General features: G+C 65.2%; 20 protein-coding genes. 5 read left to right on the forward strand and 15 right to left on the reverse strand.

The genetic code is table 11. The features are described 5' to 3' along the window. Positions 1 to 94: 94 nt before the first annotated feature. Positions 95 to 2,581 (reverse strand): DNA translocase FtsK, encoded by a 2,487-nt coding sequence (locus tag MTX19_RS01125; protein WP_280985795.1) that lies wholly within the window; start codon positions 2,579 to 2,581, stop codon positions 95 to 97. 16 nt (positions 2,582 to 2,597) lie between these two features. Next, on the reverse strand, positions 2,598 to 3,824 hold the full coding sequence (locus tag MTX19_RS01130; protein ID WP_280985796.1) for an aminotransferase class I/II-fold pyridoxal phosphate-dependent enzyme: 1,227 nt from the start codon (positions 3,822 to 3,824) through the stop codon (positions 2,598 to 2,600). Positions 3,825 to 4,224: 400 nt separating this feature from the next. Here MTX19_RS01130 and MTX19_RS01135 point away from each other — a divergent pair, with 400 nt between their 5' ends. Further along, positions 4,225 to 4,998 carry a GGDEF domain-containing protein gene (locus MTX19_RS01135; RefSeq protein WP_280982089.1) on the forward strand — a complete coding sequence of 258 codons (774 nt, stop codon included), beginning with the start codon at positions 4,225 to 4,227 and terminating at the stop codon, positions 4,996 to 4,998. 267 nt (positions 4,999 to 5,265) lie between these two features. Here MTX19_RS01135 and MTX19_RS01140 read toward each other — a convergent pair whose 3' ends face one another. From MTX19_RS01140 to MTX19_RS01175, 8 genes are all read right to left on the reverse strand, one after another. After that, complete coding sequence (locus MTX19_RS01140; protein WP_280982090.1) at positions 5,266 to 5,670, reverse strand: GFA family protein; 405 nt, start codon at positions 5,668 to 5,670, stop codon at positions 5,266 to 5,268. A gap of 208 nt (positions 5,671 to 5,878) precedes the next feature. Next, on the reverse strand, positions 5,879 to 7,327 hold the full coding sequence (locus MTX19_RS01145) for an ammonium transporter (RefSeq protein WP_280982091.1): 1,449 nt from the start codon (positions 7,325 to 7,327) through the stop codon (positions 5,879 to 5,881). A gap of 39 nt (positions 7,328 to 7,366) precedes the next feature. Continuing rightward, positions 7,367 to 7,705: a P-II family nitrogen regulator gene (locus MTX19_RS01150; RefSeq protein ID WP_066514990.1), complete on the reverse strand. Its 339-nt coding sequence runs from the start codon at positions 7,703 to 7,705 to the stop codon at positions 7,367 to 7,369. 530 nt (positions 7,706 to 8,235) lie between these two features. Then, positions 8,236 to 8,838, reverse strand: a complete 603-nt coding sequence (locus MTX19_RS01155) for an ATP-dependent Clp protease proteolytic subunit (protein WP_280982092.1) — start codon at positions 8,836 to 8,838, stop codon at positions 8,236 to 8,238. 97 nt (positions 8,839 to 8,935) lie between these two features. Beyond that, a complete protein-coding gene (locus MTX19_RS01160; protein ID WP_280982093.1) occupies positions 8,936 to 9,292 on the reverse strand; it encodes a hypothetical protein in 357 nt (118 codons plus the stop codon). Further along, a complete protein-coding gene (locus MTX19_RS01165) occupies positions 9,289 to 9,603 on the reverse strand; it encodes a metalloregulator ArsR/SmtB family transcription factor (protein ID WP_280982094.1) in 315 nt (104 codons plus the stop codon). The genes MTX19_RS01160 and MTX19_RS01165 overlap by 4 nt, the downstream gene beginning before the upstream one ends. Before the next feature lie 65 nt (positions 9,604 to 9,668). After that, entirely contained in the window at positions 9,669 to 10,985 is a 1,317-nt protein-coding gene (locus MTX19_RS01170) for an ammonium transporter (protein WP_280982095.1), read from the reverse strand. A 70-nt stretch (positions 10,986 to 11,055) separates the two neighbouring features. After that, entirely contained in the window at positions 11,056 to 11,394 is a 339-nt protein-coding gene (locus tag MTX19_RS01175) for a P-II family nitrogen regulator (protein ID WP_280974815.1), read from the reverse strand. 285 nt (positions 11,395 to 11,679) lie between these two features. Here MTX19_RS01175 and MTX19_RS01180 point away from each other — a divergent pair, with 285 nt between their 5' ends. After that, positions 11,680 to 12,573 (forward strand): GYF domain-containing protein, encoded by an 894-nt coding sequence (locus MTX19_RS01180; RefSeq protein ID WP_280982096.1) that lies wholly within the window; start codon positions 11,680 to 11,682, stop codon positions 12,571 to 12,573. A 161-nt stretch (positions 12,574 to 12,734) separates the two neighbouring features. On the opposite strand, the gene tesB is transcribed toward MTX19_RS01180, so the two are convergent. Next, positions 12,735 to 13,598: an acyl-CoA thioesterase II gene (gene tesB / locus MTX19_RS01185; RefSeq protein WP_280974817.1), complete on the reverse strand. Its 864-nt coding sequence runs from the start codon at positions 13,596 to 13,598 to the stop codon at positions 12,735 to 12,737. A 221-nt stretch (positions 13,599 to 13,819) separates the two neighbouring features. Between tesB and MTX19_RS01190 the strand changes: the two genes are divergently transcribed. Beyond that, positions 13,820 to 15,040 carry a ubiquinone biosynthesis hydroxylase gene (locus tag MTX19_RS01190; protein WP_280974818.1) on the forward strand — a complete coding sequence of 407 codons (1,221 nt, stop codon included), beginning with the start codon at positions 13,820 to 13,822 and terminating at the stop codon, positions 15,038 to 15,040. 386 nt (positions 15,041 to 15,426) lie between these two features. Here the strand turns inward: MTX19_RS01190 and MTX19_RS01195 are convergent, their stop codons facing one another. From MTX19_RS01195 to MTX19_RS01210, 4 genes are all read right to left on the reverse strand, one after another. Beyond that, positions 15,427 to 16,455 (reverse strand): IS110 family transposase, encoded by a 1,029-nt coding sequence (locus MTX19_RS01195; RefSeq protein ID WP_280982097.1) that lies wholly within the window; start codon positions 16,453 to 16,455, stop codon positions 15,427 to 15,429. A gap of 165 nt (positions 16,456 to 16,620) precedes the next feature. Beyond that, positions 16,621 to 17,535: an alpha/beta fold hydrolase gene (locus MTX19_RS01200; RefSeq protein WP_280985797.1), complete on the reverse strand. Its 915-nt coding sequence runs from the start codon at positions 17,533 to 17,535 to the stop codon at positions 16,621 to 16,623. Between the two features lie 9 nt (positions 17,536 to 17,544). Next, complete coding sequence (locus MTX19_RS01205) at positions 17,545 to 17,742, reverse strand: Trm112 family protein (protein WP_044539258.1); 198 nt, start codon at positions 17,740 to 17,742, stop codon at positions 17,545 to 17,547. A 46-nt stretch (positions 17,743 to 17,788) separates the two neighbouring features. Then, positions 17,789 to 18,331 (reverse strand): TetR/AcrR family transcriptional regulator, encoded by a 543-nt coding sequence (locus MTX19_RS01210; protein WP_280982100.1) that lies wholly within the window; start codon positions 18,329 to 18,331, stop codon positions 17,789 to 17,791. A 98-nt stretch (positions 18,332 to 18,429) separates the two neighbouring features. Here MTX19_RS01210 and MTX19_RS01215 point away from each other — a divergent pair, with 98 nt between their 5' ends. Both MTX19_RS01215 and MTX19_RS01220 read left to right on the forward strand, forming a co-directional pair. Beyond that, the gene (locus MTX19_RS01215; RefSeq protein ID WP_280982101.1) at positions 18,430 to 18,780 is read left to right on the forward strand and encodes a hypothetical protein; all 351 of its coding nucleotides are present in this window, start codon (positions 18,430 to 18,432) and stop codon (positions 18,778 to 18,780) included. 16 nt (positions 18,781 to 18,796) lie between these two features. Then, positions 18,797 to 18,919, forward strand: a complete 123-nt coding sequence (locus tag MTX19_RS01220; protein ID WP_280982102.1) for a hypothetical protein — start codon at positions 18,797 to 18,799, stop codon at positions 18,917 to 18,919. Positions 18,920 to 19,204 lie beyond the last annotated feature (285 nt).

The following is a 19,204-nucleotide window of genomic DNA, read 5'->3' on the forward strand; positions in this document are numbered from 1 at the left end:
GATATGTCAGGTCTCTGTTCGACGCTCGTCCCGCTTGAGCGATCCTATAGCGCCTCATCCGAGGGAGATATGGTTTTTCCGTGATGATGTCCGATCAGAACTGGCCTTCTTCCTCGCCGACCAGAATTTCGCGCTTTCCGGCGTGATTCGCCGGGCCGACGATGCCTTCAAGTTCCATCCGCTCCATGAGCGATGCGGCGCGGTTATAGCCGATTTGCAGCCGGCGCTGAATGTAGGAGGTTGACGCCTTGCGGTCGCGCTTGACGATCGCAACCGCCTGCGCAAACAGGTCGCCGCCGCCGTCCGCGCCCATGCCGGTCGAATCGAACACAGCGCCGTCCTCGTCGGTCGGCTCTTCCGCGGTAACCGCTTCCAGATATTCCGGCTGTCCTTGCGTCTTCAGATGGCGCACCACCTTCTCGACTTCTTCATCCGACGCAAACGGGCCGTGCACGCGGCTGATGCGGCCGCCGCCCGCCATGTAGAGCATGTCGCCCTGGCCGAGCAGCTGTTCGGCGCCCATCTCGCCGAGGATGGTGCGGCTGTCGATCTTCGACGTCACCTGGAAGGCGATGCGGGTCGGGAAGTTCGCCTTGATCGTGCCGGTGATGACGTCGACCGACGGACGCTGCGTGGCAAGGATGACGTGCAGGCCGGCGGCGCGCGCCATCTGCGCGAGACGCTGCACCGCGCCTTCGATGTCCTTGCCGGCAACCATCATCAGGTCGGCCATCTCGTCGACGATGATGACGATGTAGGGCAGCGGATCGAGATCGAGCTTTTCTTCCTCGTAGATCGCCTTGCCGGTCTCCTTGTCGAAGCCGGTGTGCACCGTGCGCGTCAGCTCCTCGCCCTTGCCCTTGGCTTCGACGAGGCGCGCATTGTAGCCGTCGATGTTGCGCACACCGAGCTTGGCCATCTTCTTGTAGCGCTCTTCCATCTCGCGCACGGCCCATTTCAACGCGACGACCGCCTTCTTCGGGTCGGTGACAACAGGCGTGAGGAGATGCGGGATGCCGTCATAGACGGAGAGTTCGAGCATCTTCGGATCGACCATGATCAGGCGGCACTGATCGGGGCGCAGCCGGTAGACGAGGCTGAGGATCATGGTGTTGATCGCGACCGATTTGCCGGAGCCGGTGGTGCCGGCGATCAGCATATGCGGCGTGCGCGCGAGATCGATGATGACGGGATCGCCGCCGATCGTCTTGCCGAGGCACAGCGGCAGCTTGGCGACCGACTCGGTACTCTCCTTCGCGACCAGCAGCTCGCGCAGATAAACCTTCTCGCGATGCGCGTTCGGCAGCTCGATGCCGATCGCGTTGCGGCCGGCGACGACGGCGACGCGGGCCGACAGCGCGCTCATCGAGCGCGCGATGTCATCGGACAGGCCGATCACGCGCGACGACTTGATGCCGGGCGCAGGCTCGAGCTCGTACAGCGTGACGACCGGGCCGGGATTGGCTTTGACGATCTCGCCGCGCACGCCGAAATCCTGCAGCACGCCTTCGAGCGCGCGCGAATTGGCCTCGAGCTCGGCCTTGCTGAGCGGCTGGCTGTCGCTCGCCTTCGGCGCGGTGAGCACGGAGACCGACGGCAGCTCGAACTTGTCGGAGGACTTTTTCTTGACGCGCGGCTCGGCCTTCTTGCGCGGCGCGCGGGCGGCGGGAGTTTCCTCCTCTTCCTCCTCCTCCTCGTCGTCGAAAGCTTCCGTGTCGTGTTCGACGTCCTCGTTGTCGTCTTCGGCCACAGGCGCAATCGACGGCGCAGCGCGGCCGCCGCCGCCGAGATTGGGCTCCTGACGCTCGAAGGCCGCAGCGCGGCCCTGCGGCGCGCTCGACACCAGCGATTTATAGGCTTTCGCGAACAGCCAGCCGAGCCGCGCCTTGGCGCTCATCAGCGCGTGGAACAGCCAGCCGAGCGAGATCGAGCTGCGATCGTCCTCTTCGTCCTCGACGAACGGTTCGTCGTCGTCTGATATCGCCGTCAGTTCCGGATCGCTTTCCTTGGCGCCCCAGCCGCAGGCGAACAGGAAGAAGGCCGCCATCGCAACGAACAGAATCAAGCCGAGCACGAAGCGATAGATGAAGCCGGGCGGGCCGAACACCACGGCAGGCGCGCGCACCAGCGCGTCGCCGACCACGCCGCCGAGCCCGGTCGGCAGCGGCCACGCGGTGTTGTGCGGCCAGCAGCTGGCAAATCCCGCCGCGATCGTCGTGCACAGCACCCAGCAGCCGAGCCGCAGCGCCTCGCGGTCGAACGGGCGGTGCGTCAGCATCCGCCAGCCCCACACCGCAACCGGCAGCATCAGCATGATCGCGCCGAGCCCGAGGATCTGCATCAGCAGATCGGCGCCGATCGCGCCGGGATAGCCGACGACGTTGCGGATCGCACGCGAGGTGGCGTGGCTCAGCGAGGGATCCTGCACCGACCAGGTCATCAGCGCCGCGGCGACGACACCGGCGAGCGCGATCAGCCCAAGCCCGGTCAGCTCGCGCAGCCGCCGCGCCAACGACTCGCGCATGGAGTGCGGCAAATGGCCGACCAGGGGGATGACACGTTCGATCGCTGCCATGCTCAATCTTCGCGCTTCGCGATTAATCCAGGGTTTCGACCAGCCGGTGCAATGCCTCGGCCGTGGATTCACTGTCGGAGACGAGCGCGAGGCGGATGTAGCCCGCGCCCGGATTGGAACCGTCGCTCTGCTCGCGCGCCAGATAGCTGCCGGGAATCACGCGGACGCCGGCGTCGCGATAGAGCCTGACCGCCGCGGCCTCGTCGCCGCCGCGCTGCGAGACGTCGAGCCAGACGCAGAAGCCGCCCGCGGGGCGCTTGTAGCCGTAGCGGTTGCCGAGGATCTGGTCGGCGAAATCGAACTTGATGCGATAGAGCCGGCGGTTCTCCTCGACATGCGCCTCGTCGCTATAGGCGGCGACGGCGACATGCTGCAGCGGCACCGGCACCTGGGGTGCGGCGACGTTGCGGAGCTCGTGGAACGCGGCCAAAAACTTCTTGTCGCCGGCGGCGAAGCCGACGCGCATGCCCGGCAGGTTCGAGCGCTTCGACAGCGACTGGAACGCGACCACATTGGTGAAGTCGGGTCCCGCGCATTCCAGCGCGCTGCCCGGCGCCTCGCGGGTGTAGATCTCGGAGTAGCACTCGTCACTGAGGATCATGAAGCCGAAGCGGTCGGCGAGCTCCTTCAGCCGGGTGAAGTAGGCGCGCGAGGCGACCGAGCCTTGCGGGTTGGCGGGCGAGGCGATGTAGAACGCCACGGTGCGCGCCAGCGTCGCCTCGTCGATCGAATCCAGATCGGGCAGGAAGCCGTTGGCTAGCGTGGTCGGCAGATAGATCTGCTCGCAGCCGGCGGCGCGGGCGCCGGCGCCATAGGCCGGATAGAACGGGTTCGGCATCAGGATCGCCGGCCGGCCCTTGCGCGGGGAGACGTAGCGCGCCGCGGTGATCGCCGCGAAAAACAGCCCCTCGCGGCTGCCGTTCAGCACCAGAACCTCGCTCTCCGGATCGACCGGGCGCGGCAGTCGAAACCGGCTCGACAGCCAGGTTGCCACCGCCCGGCGGAACGGCTCGATGCCCTTGGCGATCGGGTAGCGGCCGAACTCGGCGGTATGCTTTGATAGCACCGGTCCGACGAAGTCGGGCACGGGGTGCTGCGGCTCGCCTAATGACAGCGTAATCAATGGCTTAGCTGGCTGATAGGGGGCCAGCAGCTCGGTCGTGCGCAGGAACGGGGAACGCTCTGCCTGGCCGGCGGAAGCGACAATGCCGGCGCCCTGCGCCGCGCCGGATGAGGCGGTCATAGCCATGTTTGAAGCGCCAGCACTTTCACTGCGGTCGGGGGTGAGGAGGTCCCGACCGTAAACTGATCAAGTCACCATAGATAGGGCGAGGTTAAGACGCGATTAACCATCGGCGGCTGGTCGTGATCTGTGGAGAGGGCCGACGAAAGTCGGAAACGGCAGCCCGCGCGCGGCGCAACAGCATTGCTCGATCCGCCAACGGCGGACGAAGCGGCCCGCGCCGTGATATCAGCGCCGCCCGCAGGAACGCCGGGCCGTTGCGAGCAGGGCGCGTTAGCAGTCGGCGCGCATTCTAGTGTGCTGCTTTACCCGCCATTAAGGCCAGCGTGCGCTGCACAAGTTCCTTCAGCAATTGGCAAGACACCTCGGACGAATGATCCGCCATTCGGAAGGCGCGCGCAGGGGCATGGCCATCAAGATCGAGACACACGGCGACGTGGTGCGCCGCACCGGCAAGGTCATGGCGATCGCCGCGACGGCGAGTGCGGTGATGTCGTTCACCATGGTTGCGCTGGCGTTCGGTTCTGACTTCGCCGCGCCGATCACGGTCGGGCAGATGCAACTCTTCGGACTGACGGCGGGCGTCTTCATCGCGTTGTCGCTGAGCGGCGCCATGTCCTATCGCGCAGGTCGCTTGATGCTGGAGCTGGCGCAGACGCGCCGCGAGCTCGCGCAGATCTCCCAGACCGATCAATTGACCGGCCTCTTGAACCGGCGCGGCTTCGACGCCGCGGCCGCCACCGCGCTCGACCAAGCGGAGGCCGACGGCGTGTCGGCGGCGGTGCTGATGTGCGACATCGACCACTTCAAGTCGATCAACGATCGCTACGGGCATGAGATCGGCGACAAGGTTCTGGTCGCGATCGCCGACGTGTTGCGTCAGTTCGCGATCCGGCGCGGCGCGCTGGTGGCGCGTTACGGCGGCGAGGAATTCGCCGTCGTCCTCACCGGGCTCAGCCACGAGCAGGCGGCGCACGGCGCCGAGGAAATCCGCCGCGACTGCGCGGCCAGGACAATCCTCGACGGCGCCACGCCGCTCCCCGTGACGATCAGCATCGGCTTCACCGTCAAGACGAGCGGCTTCGATATCGGCGACCTGATGCGCACCGCCGACCAGGCGCTCTACGCCGCCAAGCGCCATGGCCGCGATCGCGTCGAGCACGCGCGCGATGCGGCGTGATCCGCGCGGCTCCTGCGCACCGCCGAGCGCATATGACTTCTCGTAGAACGGCCTGTCCGCAGGATCGGTCAACCTCTCCCGCTTGCGGGGTCGAGACGAGCGAAGCTCGCTCTTAGGTCGTATCGCATCGAAGATGCGATACGGGTGGGGGCTCTCTCCCCAATACGACTCGCGGATAGACCCCCACCCCGGCCCTCCCCCGCAAGCGGGAGAGGGGGCGCAGTCCCATCGCGGTGGGCGTTCGATCTCTACGTCACTACGCGCGGCTCAGTGCGCCGGCAGCTTCTCGAATGCCGGCATGCCCGAGGGCACGTGGTGGTAGGCCTGTTTGTCGCAGGTGTAGATCGCGACCTGCGGATTGAAGAGTTTTGGATCGTCGAAGGTCCCGACCTTGAGGATTGCCGCGGGCAGGCCGGGCACCTTGGTCGCCAGATGGGTGCCGCATTCAGGACAGAATTCGCGCGTCACCGCGCGTTCGAGATCGTTGCGGGTGAACTGCTTGGGTTCGCTCGCGGTGTATTTGAAGCCCGCGACCGGCATCGCCATGAACATGTTCGGCCCGCCGCCCGTGATGTACTGGCATTCCCGGCAATGGCACTGCGCCGCCATCATCGGCTCGCCCTCGGCCTCGTAGCGCACCTTGCCGCAATAGCATCCGCCTCCGAGCTTCATGACGTCCTCCCTGTGTTTGTTGTCTTGTTTTGTTGTCTTGTTTTGGCGTCTTGGCCTGCCAGTTCCACATATAGTTTCTCATGGAACTGAAAAAAGAAAGGGGCTCCAACTTGCGCTGGAGCCCCTCAACGGTCCGGGCATTGCCGGGTATGTGCCCGGACCGTAGTTCTGGGACCAACCGCTTGCGGCGGTCGCGTCCCGGGAGAACTCACATGTTGTAGGCGCGCTCCGTGTGCTCGGTGATGTCGAGGCCTTCACGCTCGGTCTCGACGTTGGCGCGCAGGCCGACGATCACGTCGACGACCTTGTAGAGGATCGCCGAACCGATGCCCGACCACACCAGCGTGGTGCAGACGGCCGAGACCTGCGAGATCATCTGCGCGACGAAGTCGTAATCGGCGACCTTCGGCGGGATCGCGGTGTAGTCGATGATGCCCGTGCCGCCGAGCGCCGGGTTGACCAGAATGCCGGTGCCGAGCGCGCCGACGATGCCGCCGACGCAGTGCACGCCGAACACGTCGAGCGAGTCGTCATAGCCGAGCGCGTTCTTCACGACCGTGCAGAAGAACAGGCAGACCACACCGACCACCAGGCCGAGCACGATCGCGCCCATCGGACCGGAGTAGCCGGCCGCCGGCGTCACCGCGACGAGGCCCGCGACCGCGCCGGACAGCGCGCCGAGCAGCGAGGGATGGCCCTTGATGATCCATTCCGCGAACATCCAGGACAGCGCCGCCGCGGCCGTGGCCACGAAGGAGTTGGTCATGGCGAGCGCGGCGCCGCCATTGGCTTCCAGGTTCGAACCGGCATTGAAGCCGAACCAGCCGACCCAGAGCAGCGAGGCGCCGATCATGGTCATGGTCAGCGAGTGCGGAGCCATCAGCTCCTTGCCGTAGCCGGTGCGCTTGCCGATCAGCAGCGCGCCGACCAGGCCGGCGATGCCGGCGTTGATGTGCACGACGGTGCCGCCCGCGAAGTCGATCGCACCCTTCTTGAAGATCCAGCCGGCATCGGCGTTGATCTCGTCGAGCTTGGCCTGGGCCGCGGTCTTCGCCGCACCGTCAGCAGCCGCGGCGAGCGCCTTGGCGGCATCCTGGATCGCGTCCGGACCGGGCCAGTACCAGACCATGTGCGCGATCGGGAAGTAGATTACCGTCACCCAGAGCGGGATGAACAGCGCGATCGCCGAGAACTTCATGCGCTCGGCAAATGCGCCGACGATCAGGGCGGGCGTGATCGCCGCGAAGGTCATCTGGAAGCAGAAATAGACCAGCTCCGAGATGTTGGCGTCGACCGAGAAGGTCGCCGCCTTGGAGTCCGTGGTCACGCCCATCAGGAAGGCCTTGGAGAAGCCGCCGATGAAGTCGGAGCCGCCGGTGAAGGCGAGGCTGTAGCCGTAGAGGGCCCAGAGAACGGTGACGACGCAGACCGTGTAGAAAACCTGCGCCAGCACCGAGAGCATGTTCTTGGAGCGGACGAGACCGCCGTAGAACAGGGCCAGGCCCGGGATGGTCATCAACAGCACCAGCACCGTCGAGGTGAGCATCCAGGCGTTGTCGCCCTTGTTGATGGTTGGCTCGGCGTGAGCGGCAGTCGCGGCGAAGATGCCGACTGCGAGGGCCGCCAGTCCCGCGCCTGAGGGACGCTTGAACGTCATGTTGTCTTACTCCTGAGGTCTTATGGTTTGAGCGCGAAATCAGAGGGCCGCGGCATCGGCCTCGCCGGTGCGGATGCGCACCGCATGCTCGAGGCTGATGACGAAGATCTTGCCGTCGCCGATCTGGCCGGTCTTGGCGGCTGAGGTGATGGCGTCGATGGTTTTGTCGACCTGATCGGAGGCGATGGCGACCTCGATCTTGATCTTGGGCAGGAAGCTCACCGCATATTCGGCGCCGCGGTAGATTTCCGTGTGGCCCTTCTGACGGCCGTAACCTTTGACTTCCGTCACCGTGAGACCGTGAACGCCAATGGCGGTCAGGGCATCACGGACCTCTTCGAGCTTGAATGGCTTAATGATCGCCATAACAATTTTCATGAGTCCTATCCCCGCTTGGGCCCGGTGCGAAACACCGGGAGAATTGCGACTGAGGTTCACCACGCGGAGAGCATCCACTACGCGGGCACAGCCGGGACCCTTAGAATCAAATGCCGTGCCAGATCGGTCGGTTCAGCTAATGGATTATGAATCCGGACCTTTTCCTGCTTTGCGGGAGGTCTTCGACACTGCGCCATTCCGCCGCGCCTAAAATATCATCACCTCTGTTCAAAACGCGGGCACGACAGACTCCGGACACAATTCTGCCCAGCGGCGGGGCAGCGGGTGGTATCCGGTCGAAGTTCTGGCACCTCATGGATGAGACTGAATGAGATGAGGCTGGGCTGGAGCGGCAACGGAGGGTCACCACTCCCTTGGGAGAGGTCGGCGCGTAGCGCCGGGTGAGGGATTACGGTCTCTCGCTAAAGCCCCGGCCCTCACCCGATTTGCTGCGCAAATCGACCTCTCCCCGTCGGGGAGAGGTGAAGCGAGTCCGCGGCGGAAACGATTCGATCCAAACTCATCGCACGCTAGACGGCCTCGCGTTCCGCAAGAACCTTGTCGATCAATCCCCAGTCTAGCGCCTGCTGCGCCGTCATGAAGTGGTCGCGGTCCAGCGTCCGCTCAACCTCCTCCTCGCCGCGCCCGCAATGTCGCGCGTAGAGCCGGATGATGCGCCGCTTGGTCTCCTGCATCTCGGTGGCGTGGATCAGAATGTCGGAGGCCTGGCCCTGGAAGCCGCCGAGCGGTTGATGCATGTGAAGGCTGGCATTCGGCAGGGCGGCGCGGTGACCGGGCTCGCCGGCCATCAGCAGGAACGATCCCATGGAGCGCGCGGTGCCCATGCACAGCGTGTGGACCGGCGCCTTGATGAACTGCATGGTGTCGTACATCGCGAGCCCGCTGGTGATTACGCCGCCATAGGAATTGATGTAGAGGTTGATCGGCTTGTTCGGATTCTCGGCCTCCAGGAACAGAAGCTGTGCGCAGACGAGTCCGGACATGGCGTCATTGACCTCGCCGTTCAGGAAGATGATACGCTCGCGCAACAGCCTGGAATAGATGTCGAAAGAGCGTTCGCCGCGGGTGGATTGTTCGACGACCACAGGGACGAGTTGCAGCATGTCGCGCATCGGCGACCTCCCTTTCAGCAGGTGATGACGTCTGGCGGTGAGTGCGTTTTCGAGCGAAGCGGATGTCACTTCGCGTGGAGAAAACGCGTCGAAAGCTCTACGCTGCGCGCATCAGGCAGCGGCCGTTGCTGTTGGCCGCCCGCGGCCGCGCTTGTCGCGCGTCACAGGCCTCCTGAATGATGCGAAACCGGGTGCCGCCGGCCTCGTTCGGTTCGATCCGGAAGGTGACATGGCTTTCGCGAAACGGCGGTTCGGACTCGCGGAGCCGGTAGCACACCTCTTCGCCCGCGACCGATGACTCAGGCTCGGCCCCGGCAAGGTCGGCATCGGGCAGCCAGCGCTGGCGCAGCGCGGGAATGGTCACGGCGCGCCAAACCTTCTCGGGCGGCGCATCGAGATCATATTCGAGCACCAGGGCGGCCTCGGCGTGATCGGGCTCAACTGCGTCGCTCATTGATCCATATCCTTCAGCAAGTCGGTGAGCGCTTCCATGCGCTTCGGCCAATAGGCGCGATAGCGCGCAAGCCATGTCCCGATGGTGGCGATCCCGTCCGGGTCGACCGCATAATTCACGAAGCGGCCCTGCCGCTGCTCGCGCACAAGGCCGGCCGCGCGCAGCACCGCGAGATGCTGCGACATCGCCGGCTGGCTGATCTCCAGTCCGTCGCGCAGGGCGCTGGCGTTCAGGCTTCCGCCAGCGAGCTTTTCAAAGACCTTTCGGCGCGTGGGATCGGCCAGCGCCTTGAAGATGTCGGCTTCGATCATGTCCACACATAAGCATATGCTTATGTGTCGTGCAAGCCCGACATGAGCCGGAGGCGGGCCCGCGCTTACTGCAGCGCCTCGCCGTGCTGCGTGATGTCCAGGCCCTCCAGCTCCTGCTGCGCCGAGACCCTTAAGGGGACGAAGACGCTGACCAGCTTGAGCAGCGCGAAGGTCACGCCGCCGCACCAGACCAGCGTGACGGCGACGCCGTAGAACTGGATCAGCAGCTGCTTCGGGTTCCCCTCGAGCAGCCCGGAGGTGCCGCAGATCGCCGATGCCGCGAAAATGCCCGCGAGCAGCGTGCCGGTCAGGCCGCCGATGCCGTGCACCCCGAACACGTCGAGCGAGTCGTCATATTTGAAGCGGTGCTTCAGCCAGGTGCAGGCCCAGTAGCAGACCAGGCCGGCAATGATGCCGATGATCACGCCGTGCCACGGCGCGACGTAACCGGAGGCCGGCGTGATGGTGCCGAGGCCGGCAACCGCGCCCGAGATCATGCCGAGCACCGACGGCTTGCGGCGCGTCGCCCATTCGATCGCGCCCCAGGTCAGCGCGCCCGCGCAGGCCGCGAGATGGGTGGCGGTGATCGCCATCACGGCGCGTGAATTGGCCGCCAGCGCCGAGCCGCCGTTGAAGCCGAACCAGCCGACCCAAAGCAGGCCGGTGCCCATCACGGCGAGCGACAGATCGAACGGCGACAGGTTCTCGCTGCCATAGCCATGGCGATTGCCCATCACCTTCGCCGCCACCAGGCCGCTGACGCCGGCGGAGAGATGCACGACGAGGCCGCCGGCGAAATCGAGCACGCCCGTCGAGGCGAGGAAGCCGCCGCCCCATACCCAATGCGCCAGCGGCACATAGGCGAAGATGAACCAGCCGATCGAGAACAGCACATAGGCGGAGAAACGCATGCGGTCGGCGACCGAGCCAGCGACCAGCGCCACCGTGATGATCGCGAACGTCATCTGGTACAGCATGAACAGCGCTTCGGGGATCGTCTTCGCCGCCGGATTGATGCTGTCCATCGTCAGGCCCGCCAGGAACCGGCGGTCGAGCGAGCCGAGCCACGGACCATCGCCGACAAAGGCCAGCGAATAGCCGAAGGTGACCCAGAGGATCGAGACGATCGCAACCGCGGCGAGGCTCTGCGCCATCGTCGCCAGCACGTTCTTCTTGCGCACCATGCCGGAGTAGAACAGCGCAAGCCCGGGGATCGTCATCATCAACACCAGCGCGGTGGCGACGATCATCCAGGCGGTGTCGGCGGCGTTGATGGTCGAATTGACCGTATCCTGCGCGAACGCCGGCGTGCCCAGCGCAAGCAGGATTGCAGCATTGATCGGCGCAGCGGTTTTCGCTGCACGAAGAGCTCGTGCCCCCATCATCATTCCTCGGCGTGTGGTGTTTTTTGCGCGCCGGCGTCGTTGCCGGTGGCGGTCATGAACTGAAGTCTCAGAGCGCGTCGTTGTCGGTCTCGCCGGTGCGGATGCGAAGGGCGTGGTCGATCGGCGTCACGAAGATCTTGCCGTCGCCGATCTGGCCGGTGCGCGCGTGCTGGGTGATGACGTCAACCGCCTTCTCGGCGAGCTCGGAATCGACCGCGATCTCGATCCTGAGCTTGGGCAGGAAGTTCACGACATATTCGGCGCCGCGATAGATCTCGGTGTGGCCCTTCTGGCGGCCGTAGCCCTTCACCTCGGTCACCGTCATGCCGTGGACGCCGATCGCTGTCAGCGCCTGGCGCACCTCGTCCAGCTTGAACGGTTTGATGATCGCGACGACGAGTTTCATGGTCAGGCCTTCATTCCCTTGAGGTTTTTCCGCATGCGCCCTGTCCCCGGGGCGCTAACCTGCCGGCCAGGGGGCCAGCGTTCTGCGTCCACCAAATCTGGCATCTTTCTAGGCAAATGGCACAAAAAAGTTGCAGGTTGAAGGGGAAAACGTGCGCGGCTCGTGAGCTCCCTCACTATACGGGGCTAAAACCCTCGGCCAGAATGTGGCTTTCCTTTGGCCAGCGGTCCCGCTGGCTCGTTCTGCCCCGTTGCGTCCCCACGCGCGCCCCCGAGGAAAACAAAAATGTCGAACCGAACCTGGTTTTACGCATCGGAAGGCCAGCAAAGAGGTCCTCTGCCGGAAGCTCAGCTCCGCGACTTGATCGCCCGCGGAATGGTGCGGGCCGATACGCTGGTATGGACCGAAGGCATGGCCGGCTGGCAGAAGGCGGGTGAAATTCCGGGCCTCATTCCCGGCGCCGGCGCCTCGCCGGCATTCTCGCAGGCCGGCGGGCCGCCGCCGGTGATGGCATCCGCAAGCTACGGCGGCGGGCAATTGTCGATCGATTTCGGCATCTGGGAGTTCATCTGGCGCAGCATCGTGTTCGCGGTCGCAAGCGCCTTCGTCATCCCGCTGCCATGGATGCTGGTCTGGTATCTCAAATGGCTGGTGCCGTGCGTGCAGGTGCCCGGGCGGCCGAATCTCAGCTTCGAGGGGACGGCGATGACGATCGTGCCCTGGTTCTTCGGCGCGGTCGTGCTCATCGTCGTCGTGTCCATGCTCGGGATTCAGTCGCTCAACCTTCTGGTCTTCCTGGTCGAGATCGCGCTGTACTGGCTGTTCCTGAAATGGCTGGTCGCGAACATCGCCTCCAACGGGCAGCTGCTCGGGCTGACCTTCACCGGCTCATTCTGGGCGTATCTCGGCTGGACCCTGCTAGCGGTCGTCTCGTTCATCACGATCATCGGCTGGGCGTGGGTCTACGCCGCCTGGACGCGATGGTTCTGCCAGAACATCCAGGGCACGCGCCACGAAGTGACCTTCAACGGCACTGGACTGGAATTCCTGTGGCGCGGAATCGTGACCTTTATCGGCATCGCCTTCTTCATCCCGATCCCGTGGGTGTATCGCTGGATGATGCGCTGGATCGCGTCACAGACCGCGCTGGTGCAGCGAGGCACGCAGCCGGGCGTGTGACTGGTTTGAAGATGATCTCCGCGCGGAGGCTTTTGCGTTTGCGCGGAGGGATCATGCGCCAGAGCATTTTCGGTCCTGATTGAATCAGAACCGAAGCTCTAGTTTCTTGTTTTGACGCGTTTTCTTCACGCGAACCGGTGTCCACTTCGCTCGAAAACGCTCTACGCCTTGCGCTCGCGCACCGAGCCTTCCTGCGCGACCGAGGCCACCAGCGTGCCGTCGGGCTTGAAGATCAGGCCGCGCGTCAGGCCGCGGCCTGATTGCGCGCTCGGCGAATCCTGTGCGTAGAGCAGCCATTCGTCGGCGCGGAACGGGCGGTGAAACCACATCGCGTGGTCGAGGCTCGCCGGCATCATGCGCTTGTCGAACAGCGTGCGGCCGTAGCGTGCCATCACAGCATCGAGCAGCGAGAAGTCCGATGCATAGGCGAGCGCGCACATGTGCAGCGCCGGATCGTCGGGAAGCTTCGCCGCGGTGCGGATCCAGACATGGATGCGGCCGTCGTCGATTGTCTGGCCGAAGTAGCGGCCGAGCTCGACCGGACGCAGCTCGATCGGCCGGTCGGATTCATAGTAGCGGCGGATGAACTCCGGCATCTCCTTGAACATCGGCTGCTTTGACACTTCCTCCGCGGTGAGCTTCTCCGGCGGCGGCACGTCGGGCATCTTCTCCTGATGGTCGAACGCGCCCTGCTCATCGGCGTGGAACGACACCATGATCGAGAAGATCGCATTGCCGTGCTGGATCGCGGTGACGCGGCGGGTCGTGTAGCTCTTGCCGTCGCGCAGGCGCTCGACCTGGTAGATGATCGGGATCTGCGGATCGCCGGGCAGGATGAAATAGCAATGGATCGAGTGCGGCAGCCGGCCCTCGACGGTGCGGCACGCCGCGACCATCGCCTGTCCGATCACCTGGCCGCCGAACACGCGCTGCCAGCTTGTCTTCGGGCTGTTGCCACGGAACAGGTTCACCTCGAGTTGCTCGAGATCGAGAATGGACAGCAAGTCGATCAGGCTCTTGGACATGGATGGCTTTCTTTGTCGTCTCAGTGTCATTCCGGGGCGATGCGGCAGCATCGAACCCGGAATCCAGCGGTTTGGCGCGAGATTCTCAGGTGTGCAACTGCACACCAGGGTTCGCGCTTCGCGCGCCTCGGAATGACGCCCGTTACTATGGACCTTGTTTCGCCCAGCTATTATCAGGTAGCAAGCACAGTCTGAGAGCGGCAAACGCGTAGAGGAAGGGCATGCCGGGACAGCGAAGTATTGTCATCTGCGGGGGCGCGTTTGCCGGGCTGGCGCTGGCCGTGGCGCTGCGCCAGGGGCTTGGGCCTGACGTGGCCGTCATCGTGGCCGATCCGGCGCTGGGCACGCGGCCAAGCCGCGATCCCCGCGCGACCGCGATCGTGGCCGCCTGCCGGCGGCTGTTCGAGACGCTCGGCGTTTGGGGCCAGGTCGCGCCGACCGCGCAGCCGATCACGGACATGGTGGTCACCGACTCCAAGCTGGAAGACGCGACCCGCCCGGTGTTCCTGACCTTCGCCGGCAACGTCGCGCCCGGCGAGCCGTTCGCGCATATGGTCGAGAACCGCCATCTGATCGATGCGCTCGCCGCGCGCGCGGAGGCCGAGGGCGTCGAGCTGCGCGCCACCGCGGTGTCGACCTACGACGCCCGCACCGACGGCATCAGCGTGACGCTGGCCGACGGTGCTGTGATCGATGCGAGCCTCCTTGTCGCCGCCGACGGCGCGCGCTCGAAGCTGCGCGAGCGTGCCGGCATCGCGACCCATGGCTGGGAGTACGATCAATCCGGCATCGTCGTCACGGTCGGGCATGAGCGCGAGCATCAGGGCCGCGCCGAGGAGCATTTCCTGCCCGCGGGTCCGTTCGCGATCCTGCCGCTGACCGGCAATCGCTCCTCGCTGGTGTGGACCGAGACGCGCAAGGATGCCGCGCGCATCGTCGCGCTGAGTGAGGAGGAATTCCACGCCGAGCTCGAGCAGCGCTTCGGGCTGCGTCTCGGCGAGCTCAAGGCGCTCGACAAGCCGCGCGCATTTCCGCTCGGCTATTTCGTCGCGCGCTCTTTCATCGCCGAGCGGCTGGCGCTGATCGGCGACGCCGCCCATGTGATTCATCCGATCGCGGGGCAGGGGCTCAATATGGGCCTGAGGGATGTCGCGGCGCTGGCCGAAGTCGTCGTCGACGCGGCACGGCTCGGCATCGATCTCGGCCAGGCCGATGTGCTCGAGCGCTATCAGCGCTGGCGGCGCTTCGACACGATGGCAATGGGGGTCGCCACCAACTCGCTGAACTTCCTGTTCTCCAATGAATCGACGCTGCTGCGCGCCGTGCGCGACATCGGATTGGGCCTGGTCGACCGCGCGCCGCCGCTGAAGGAGATGTTCATCCGCCAGGCGGCGGGGCTGTCGGGCGAAGTGCCGCGGCTGTTGAAGGGTGAGGCGCTGTAAAGCTTGTAGCCCGGATGCAGCGAAGCGAAATCCGGGGAAGCATCTCCGGGGAGGGCTGTCCCGGATTGCGCTTCGCTCCATCCGGGCTACGAACCTGCGACGACAATCGACTTAGTCCTGCTCCATCCGGGCTTCTGTAACGGGCCTTGGTTAGTCAATCCCTTTTTGCGTGGTCCGCTTGCCGGGCACTTGCTTCTGTACGGGATCGGCGCGGTGGCCGTCGCCTGATGGGGTGCATTGAGGAGCCGGCCGGCCAATCTACGGAAGCGTGGTTGTGAACCGACTTCCCGGATGGCGGCCTGACCGGATCCGTCGTCCCGGCAAAGGGACTTCGCTCGGGGAAGGCCTGGTGTCGTGGCCTGCCCAGATCGGTTGAGGCTCCTTGGTTAGGTTGCGTGGGCCATCGGATTGAAGGGTTTCGCATCAGCCAGCATCCGATGCAGGATGACTGCGAGCTTGCGCGCCAGCGCCACCTTGGCCTTGCGCATGCCCGCACGTTTGGCAAGCCGCATGGCCCAGCTCTTCAGCGCCGAGCAGTTCCTGACCGGCTTGGTCAGCATGACGTGGGCGGCCTGGTACAGCGCCTCCCGCACCGACGCGTCGCCGATCTTGCTGATGCGGCCAGTGTAGTCGGTTTGCCCCGACTGATACTTCTTCGGGGTGAGCCCAAAATGCGCACCGGTCGCCTTCGAGGAACGGAACCTGTTCGGATCGTCGATCGCGGCGGCATAGGTGAGCGCCACGATCGGGCCGACGGCCGGCGTTGTCATCAGAAGCCTGGCCGGGGGATGCGATCTGGCGAGCCTCTGGGTGTGTCTGTCCAGGCCATTGAACTCGCGCAGCAACACGGCATGGGCTTCGAGCAGGGCCTGCGCCACCAGCTCAAGTCCGGGGTGGCCGGCGACGAGCTCCCGGATCCGGTTGGCGAACGTGCGCTCGGTGGTCTTGCCGACCTTCAGGCCAAAGCCCCGCAGCACGCCACGTACGCTGTTCTCGATGTCGCGCAGCTTCGACTGCAGCAGCTTGCGGGCCGTCAGAACCGCCCGCGTCTCCTGCGCTTCAATCGACTTGCAGTGGACCGGCCGGAACCAGCCGAGCCGCATCAGTTGGGCGATGCCGCGGGCATCGTTGCGGTCCGACTTCACCGGCATCGCCTTGAAGGCATCGCGGACGTGCCGGGTCTCCAGCAGCTCGACGGCAAGCCCGGCCGCGCGCAGCGCCGCGTACAGCCATTGCGACAACGGACCGGCCTCCAGTCCGATCCGCTCCATCGCCTGGCCCAGCGATCGGAACCAGGCGATCAGCGCTTCCGGCTCGCTGGCAACCTTCGCCTCCCGCAAAATCTTGCCCGCGCCATCGACAACGCAAACGCTCGAGCTTTCCAAAGACACGTCGATTCCTGCATAGTGGTACATGGTCGTCCCTTAATGATGCTTGGAGCGGGCTCGCCCGACTCCGTTTGAACACCATCAGTTTGAGGGACGACCGCCTGCCCGAAAAGCCGCACGCGAGCGCGCTTCCACATCGCGCCGTAGCGGCCGGGCGGCTATATCCGTCGGCCCGTTACCCCATCTACGAGATTATTCGTGTGAGATGAACGCGGCCACCGCATCGATCATGGCGGGATCGAGCGCGCGGTCGGGCTGATTGTAGCTCGCCACATCGTCCGCCTCGTCGGTGACGTCGACCAGCACATGGTTCATGTCCGGCAGCCACAATGATTTGGCCGCGATGTCGGCGGCGGTGAGCGCGAGAAAGTCGAGCCGCGCCAATTGATGGTCGCGGCCGCCTGCGACGATCAGCGTCGGGCCGGTGACCTTCTTCATCGGTTCGATCGGATCTTCATTGAAGGCGGAGGCCATGCCAGGCTGCATCGACGGCGCGATCGCAAGCCCCCCCGGCGGCGGGTCGACGATCTGTCCCGCCATGATGTCGTCGATCGCCTTGCCGAGCGGCGCGTATTTGTCCGCCGGCAGCTGCTTTTCGAGCTGCGCCTTCAGGAGGTCGCCCTGCTTGCGCGCCGCGGTCGCCAGCAACACCAGCCGGTCGATCGGCGCGCGCTGCACGGCAAGCAGCGCGACGAGGCCGCCTTCGCTGTGCCCGACCACCGCGATCCGCGAGAACCTGCCGCTTGCACGCAGATATTCGATCAGCGACACGGCATCGTCGACGAAGTCCTTGAAGCGAAAATCCTCCGGGCGGCCGAACTCCTTCTTCCAGCCGCCGGCGCCGCGCTTGTCGTAGCGCAGCGTTGCGATGCCGCGCGCGACCAGTTGCTCGGAGAGCTTCTTCAGCGTTGCCGGCTTGAGCTGCGGCCCGTTGCCGTCATGGTCGGTCGAGCCGGAGCCGGCGATCAGGAGCGCGACCGGCGGCTTCGGGACGCCGGGCGGGACCGTCAGCACTGCGTCGATCGGGCCGACACGGATCTTGCTCTCGTCGGCTGCTGCGCTCGCCAGCGAAGCGAGCAACAGCAGCAATGTGACGATCGCCCGCATGCCGTGGCGCTAATCGATCTTCCTGGCCTCTTCCGGCAGCATGATCGGGATGCCGTCGCGGATCGGATAGGCGAGCTTGGCGGAACGCGAGATCAGTTCCTGCTTCGCCGCGTCGAACTCCAGCGGCCCCTTGGTGATCGGGCACACCAGGATCTCCAGCAGTTTCGGATCGGCGGTGCTTTCGAGATGGTCGGGCGTGGAATTCATTGCTGTCTCCGGCTCGTTTCTGTCTAGCACACTCGATTGCTTGATGTCATGACGGCGGCCGAGTCGCCATCCTTAGCAGCTCCTCGAGCACGGCCTGCTGTTTGTCCTGCGGCAGCGCCTGGTCGGACAGCGCGAAACCGAGAAACGTCCAGTAGAGAATCTGGGCGCGGGCGCGGGCGACGGCGTCGGGCAGGCCGATCTTTTTCAGCAGGCTTTCGATATAGTCGAGCCGGCGGCGGTCGATCGCCTGCACCGCGGCACGCGCGGCGCCATCATGCGCTGCCCAGCTTCGCACCGCCCGCTCCAGCGCGAGCTTGCTGATGAAGGTCAGCCGCAGCAGCACCGCCACGGGGTCCTCGCCCTTGGCCGCCTCGATGCCGGCGATGATCTGCTCGGCGGCGACGTCGCGCCAGCGCTTGAGCACCGCGGCGTGGAACGCGCCGATATCGGCGAAGTGCCAGTAGAAGCTGCCGCGCGACACGCCCATCGCCTTGGCCAAAGGATCGGCCTTCAGCGCCGTGAAGCCGTTCTTAGCCAGGGTCTTCAGACCCAGGTCGAGCCAATCCTGCGCCGAGAGCTGATCGGCCATGGTTCCCCTTGTCGTGTCGGTCGCCACCATACACAAGTGTATTGACAGGCGCCAGCGTCGGGGATCATAACCATACAGCAGTGTATGGAGGCCGTCCGATGCGGGACTATCTGCTGCAGGGTGCCGGCGTCATCGCGATCATCATCAGCCTGATCCATGGCGTGCTCGGCGAAATCAGGATCTTTGCGCGCGCCACCGTCGAGCCGCCGCGGCTGCGTCTGCTGCTCCGCCTGGTGTGGCAGGCCGGCACGGTCGCGTGGATCGGCGGCGGCGCGCTCCTCATCGTGGCGCCTGCGATGGCCAGCGACGCCGCGCGGCACTGGATCGTCGCCACGCTCGCCGTGGTGTTCGGCTGCGCCGCGCTGGCCAATGCGATCGCCACTCGCGGTCGTCACTTCGGATGGATTGGCATGAGCGTCGTGGTGGCGCTCGCGATCGCCGGCTACTAGCGACAGGGAGGCCATCATGGATGATCGTGTCCACCTCAGCATCGCCAACGGCATTGCCGACGTTCGTGTCAATCGCCCGGACAGGCTGAATGCCCTGGATTCCGCGATGTTCAGCGCGATCGCGGACGCCGGCGCGTGACGCCCGGCGCGCGCAACCGATCGAGAACCGGACATAACGCTCGTTCTCGTCGCCGGAGCCACCGGTCATCTCGGCCGCGATCCTGTCGGCCGGCTGCCGTCCGCACTTCGCAGCGCGGCATGAGACAGAGATCGCACCGCGCCGATACAACCCAGCGCCGCTGTCTCTTACACCCGCTGGAAAATCTATGGGGTTATTAATTTCCTGCGGATTCGGCTTACGCGCGGATAACCATGCCTCAGAAAGCCCGGAATAATTATCCAGAAGGAAACTCGATCGGACTAT

This window comes from Bradyrhizobium sp. ISRA464, assembly GCF_029910095.1.
Classification (GTDB): domain Bacteria; phylum Pseudomonadota; class Alphaproteobacteria; order Rhizobiales; family Xanthobacteraceae; genus Bradyrhizobium.

Excerpts from the sequence above, each read along its gene's own strand:
- MTX19_RS01220 (WP_280982102.1), top strand. The coding sequence starts at position 18,797 with ATGGATGATCGTGTCCACCTCAGCATCGCCAACGGCATTGCCGACGTT.
- tesB (WP_280974817.1), bottom strand. The coding sequence starts at position 13,598 with ATGTCCAAGAGCCTGATCGACTTGCTGTCCATTCTCGATCTCGAGCAA.
- MTX19_RS01175 (WP_280974815.1), bottom strand. The coding sequence starts at position 11,394 with ATGAAACTCGTCGTCGCGATCATCAAACCGTTCAAGCTGGACGAGGTG.
- MTX19_RS01170 (WP_280982095.1), bottom strand. The coding sequence starts at position 10,985 with ATGGGGGCACGAGCTCTTCGTGCAGCGAAAACCGCTGCGCCGATCAAT.
- MTX19_RS01190 (WP_280974818.1), top strand. The coding sequence starts at position 13,820 with ATGCCGGGACAGCGAAGTATTGTCATCTGCGGGGGCGCGTTTGCCGGG.
- MTX19_RS01130 (WP_280985796.1), bottom strand. The coding sequence starts at position 3,824 with ATGGCTATGACCGCCTCATCCGGCGCGGCGCAGGGCGCCGGCATTGTC.
- MTX19_RS01145 (WP_280982091.1), bottom strand. The coding sequence starts at position 7,327 with ATGACGTTCAAGCGTCCCTCAGGCGCGGGACTGGCGGCCCTCGCAGTC.
- MTX19_RS01180 (WP_280982096.1), top strand. The coding sequence starts at position 11,680 with ATGTCGAACCGAACCTGGTTTTACGCATCGGAAGGCCAGCAAAGAGGT.
- MTX19_RS01135 (WP_280982089.1), top strand. The coding sequence starts at position 4,225 with ATGGCCATCAAGATCGAGACACACGGCGACGTGGTGCGCCGCACCGGC.
- MTX19_RS01160 (WP_280982093.1), bottom strand. The coding sequence starts at position 9,292 with ATGAGCGACGCAGTTGAGCCCGATCACGCCGAGGCCGCCCTGGTGCTC.
- MTX19_RS01200 (WP_280985797.1), bottom strand. The coding sequence starts at position 17,535 with ATGCGGGCGATCGTCACATTGCTGCTGTTGCTCGCTTCGCTGGCGAGC.
- MTX19_RS01195 (WP_280982097.1), bottom strand. The coding sequence starts at position 16,455 with ATGTACCACTATGCAGGAATCGACGTGTCTTTGGAAAGCTCGAGCGTT.
- MTX19_RS01165 (WP_280982094.1), bottom strand. The coding sequence starts at position 9,603 with ATGATCGAAGCCGACATCTTCAAGGCGCTGGCCGATCCCACGCGCCGA.
- MTX19_RS01155 (WP_280982092.1), bottom strand. The coding sequence starts at position 8,838 with ATGCGCGACATGCTGCAACTCGTCCCTGTGGTCGTCGAACAATCCACC.
- MTX19_RS01205 (WP_044539258.1), bottom strand. The coding sequence starts at position 17,742 with ATGAATTCCACGCCCGACCATCTCGAAAGCACCGCCGATCCGAAACTG.
- MTX19_RS01150 (WP_066514990.1), bottom strand. The coding sequence starts at position 7,705 with ATGAAAATTGTTATGGCGATCATTAAGCCATTCAAGCTCGAAGAGGTC.
- MTX19_RS01210 (WP_280982100.1), bottom strand. The coding sequence starts at position 18,331 with ATGGCCGATCAGCTCTCGGCGCAGGATTGGCTCGACCTGGGTCTGAAG.
- MTX19_RS01215 (WP_280982101.1), top strand. The coding sequence starts at position 18,430 with ATGCGGGACTATCTGCTGCAGGGTGCCGGCGTCATCGCGATCATCATC.
- MTX19_RS01140 (WP_280982090.1), bottom strand. The coding sequence starts at position 5,670 with ATGAAGCTCGGAGGCGGATGCTATTGCGGCAAGGTGCGCTACGAGGCC.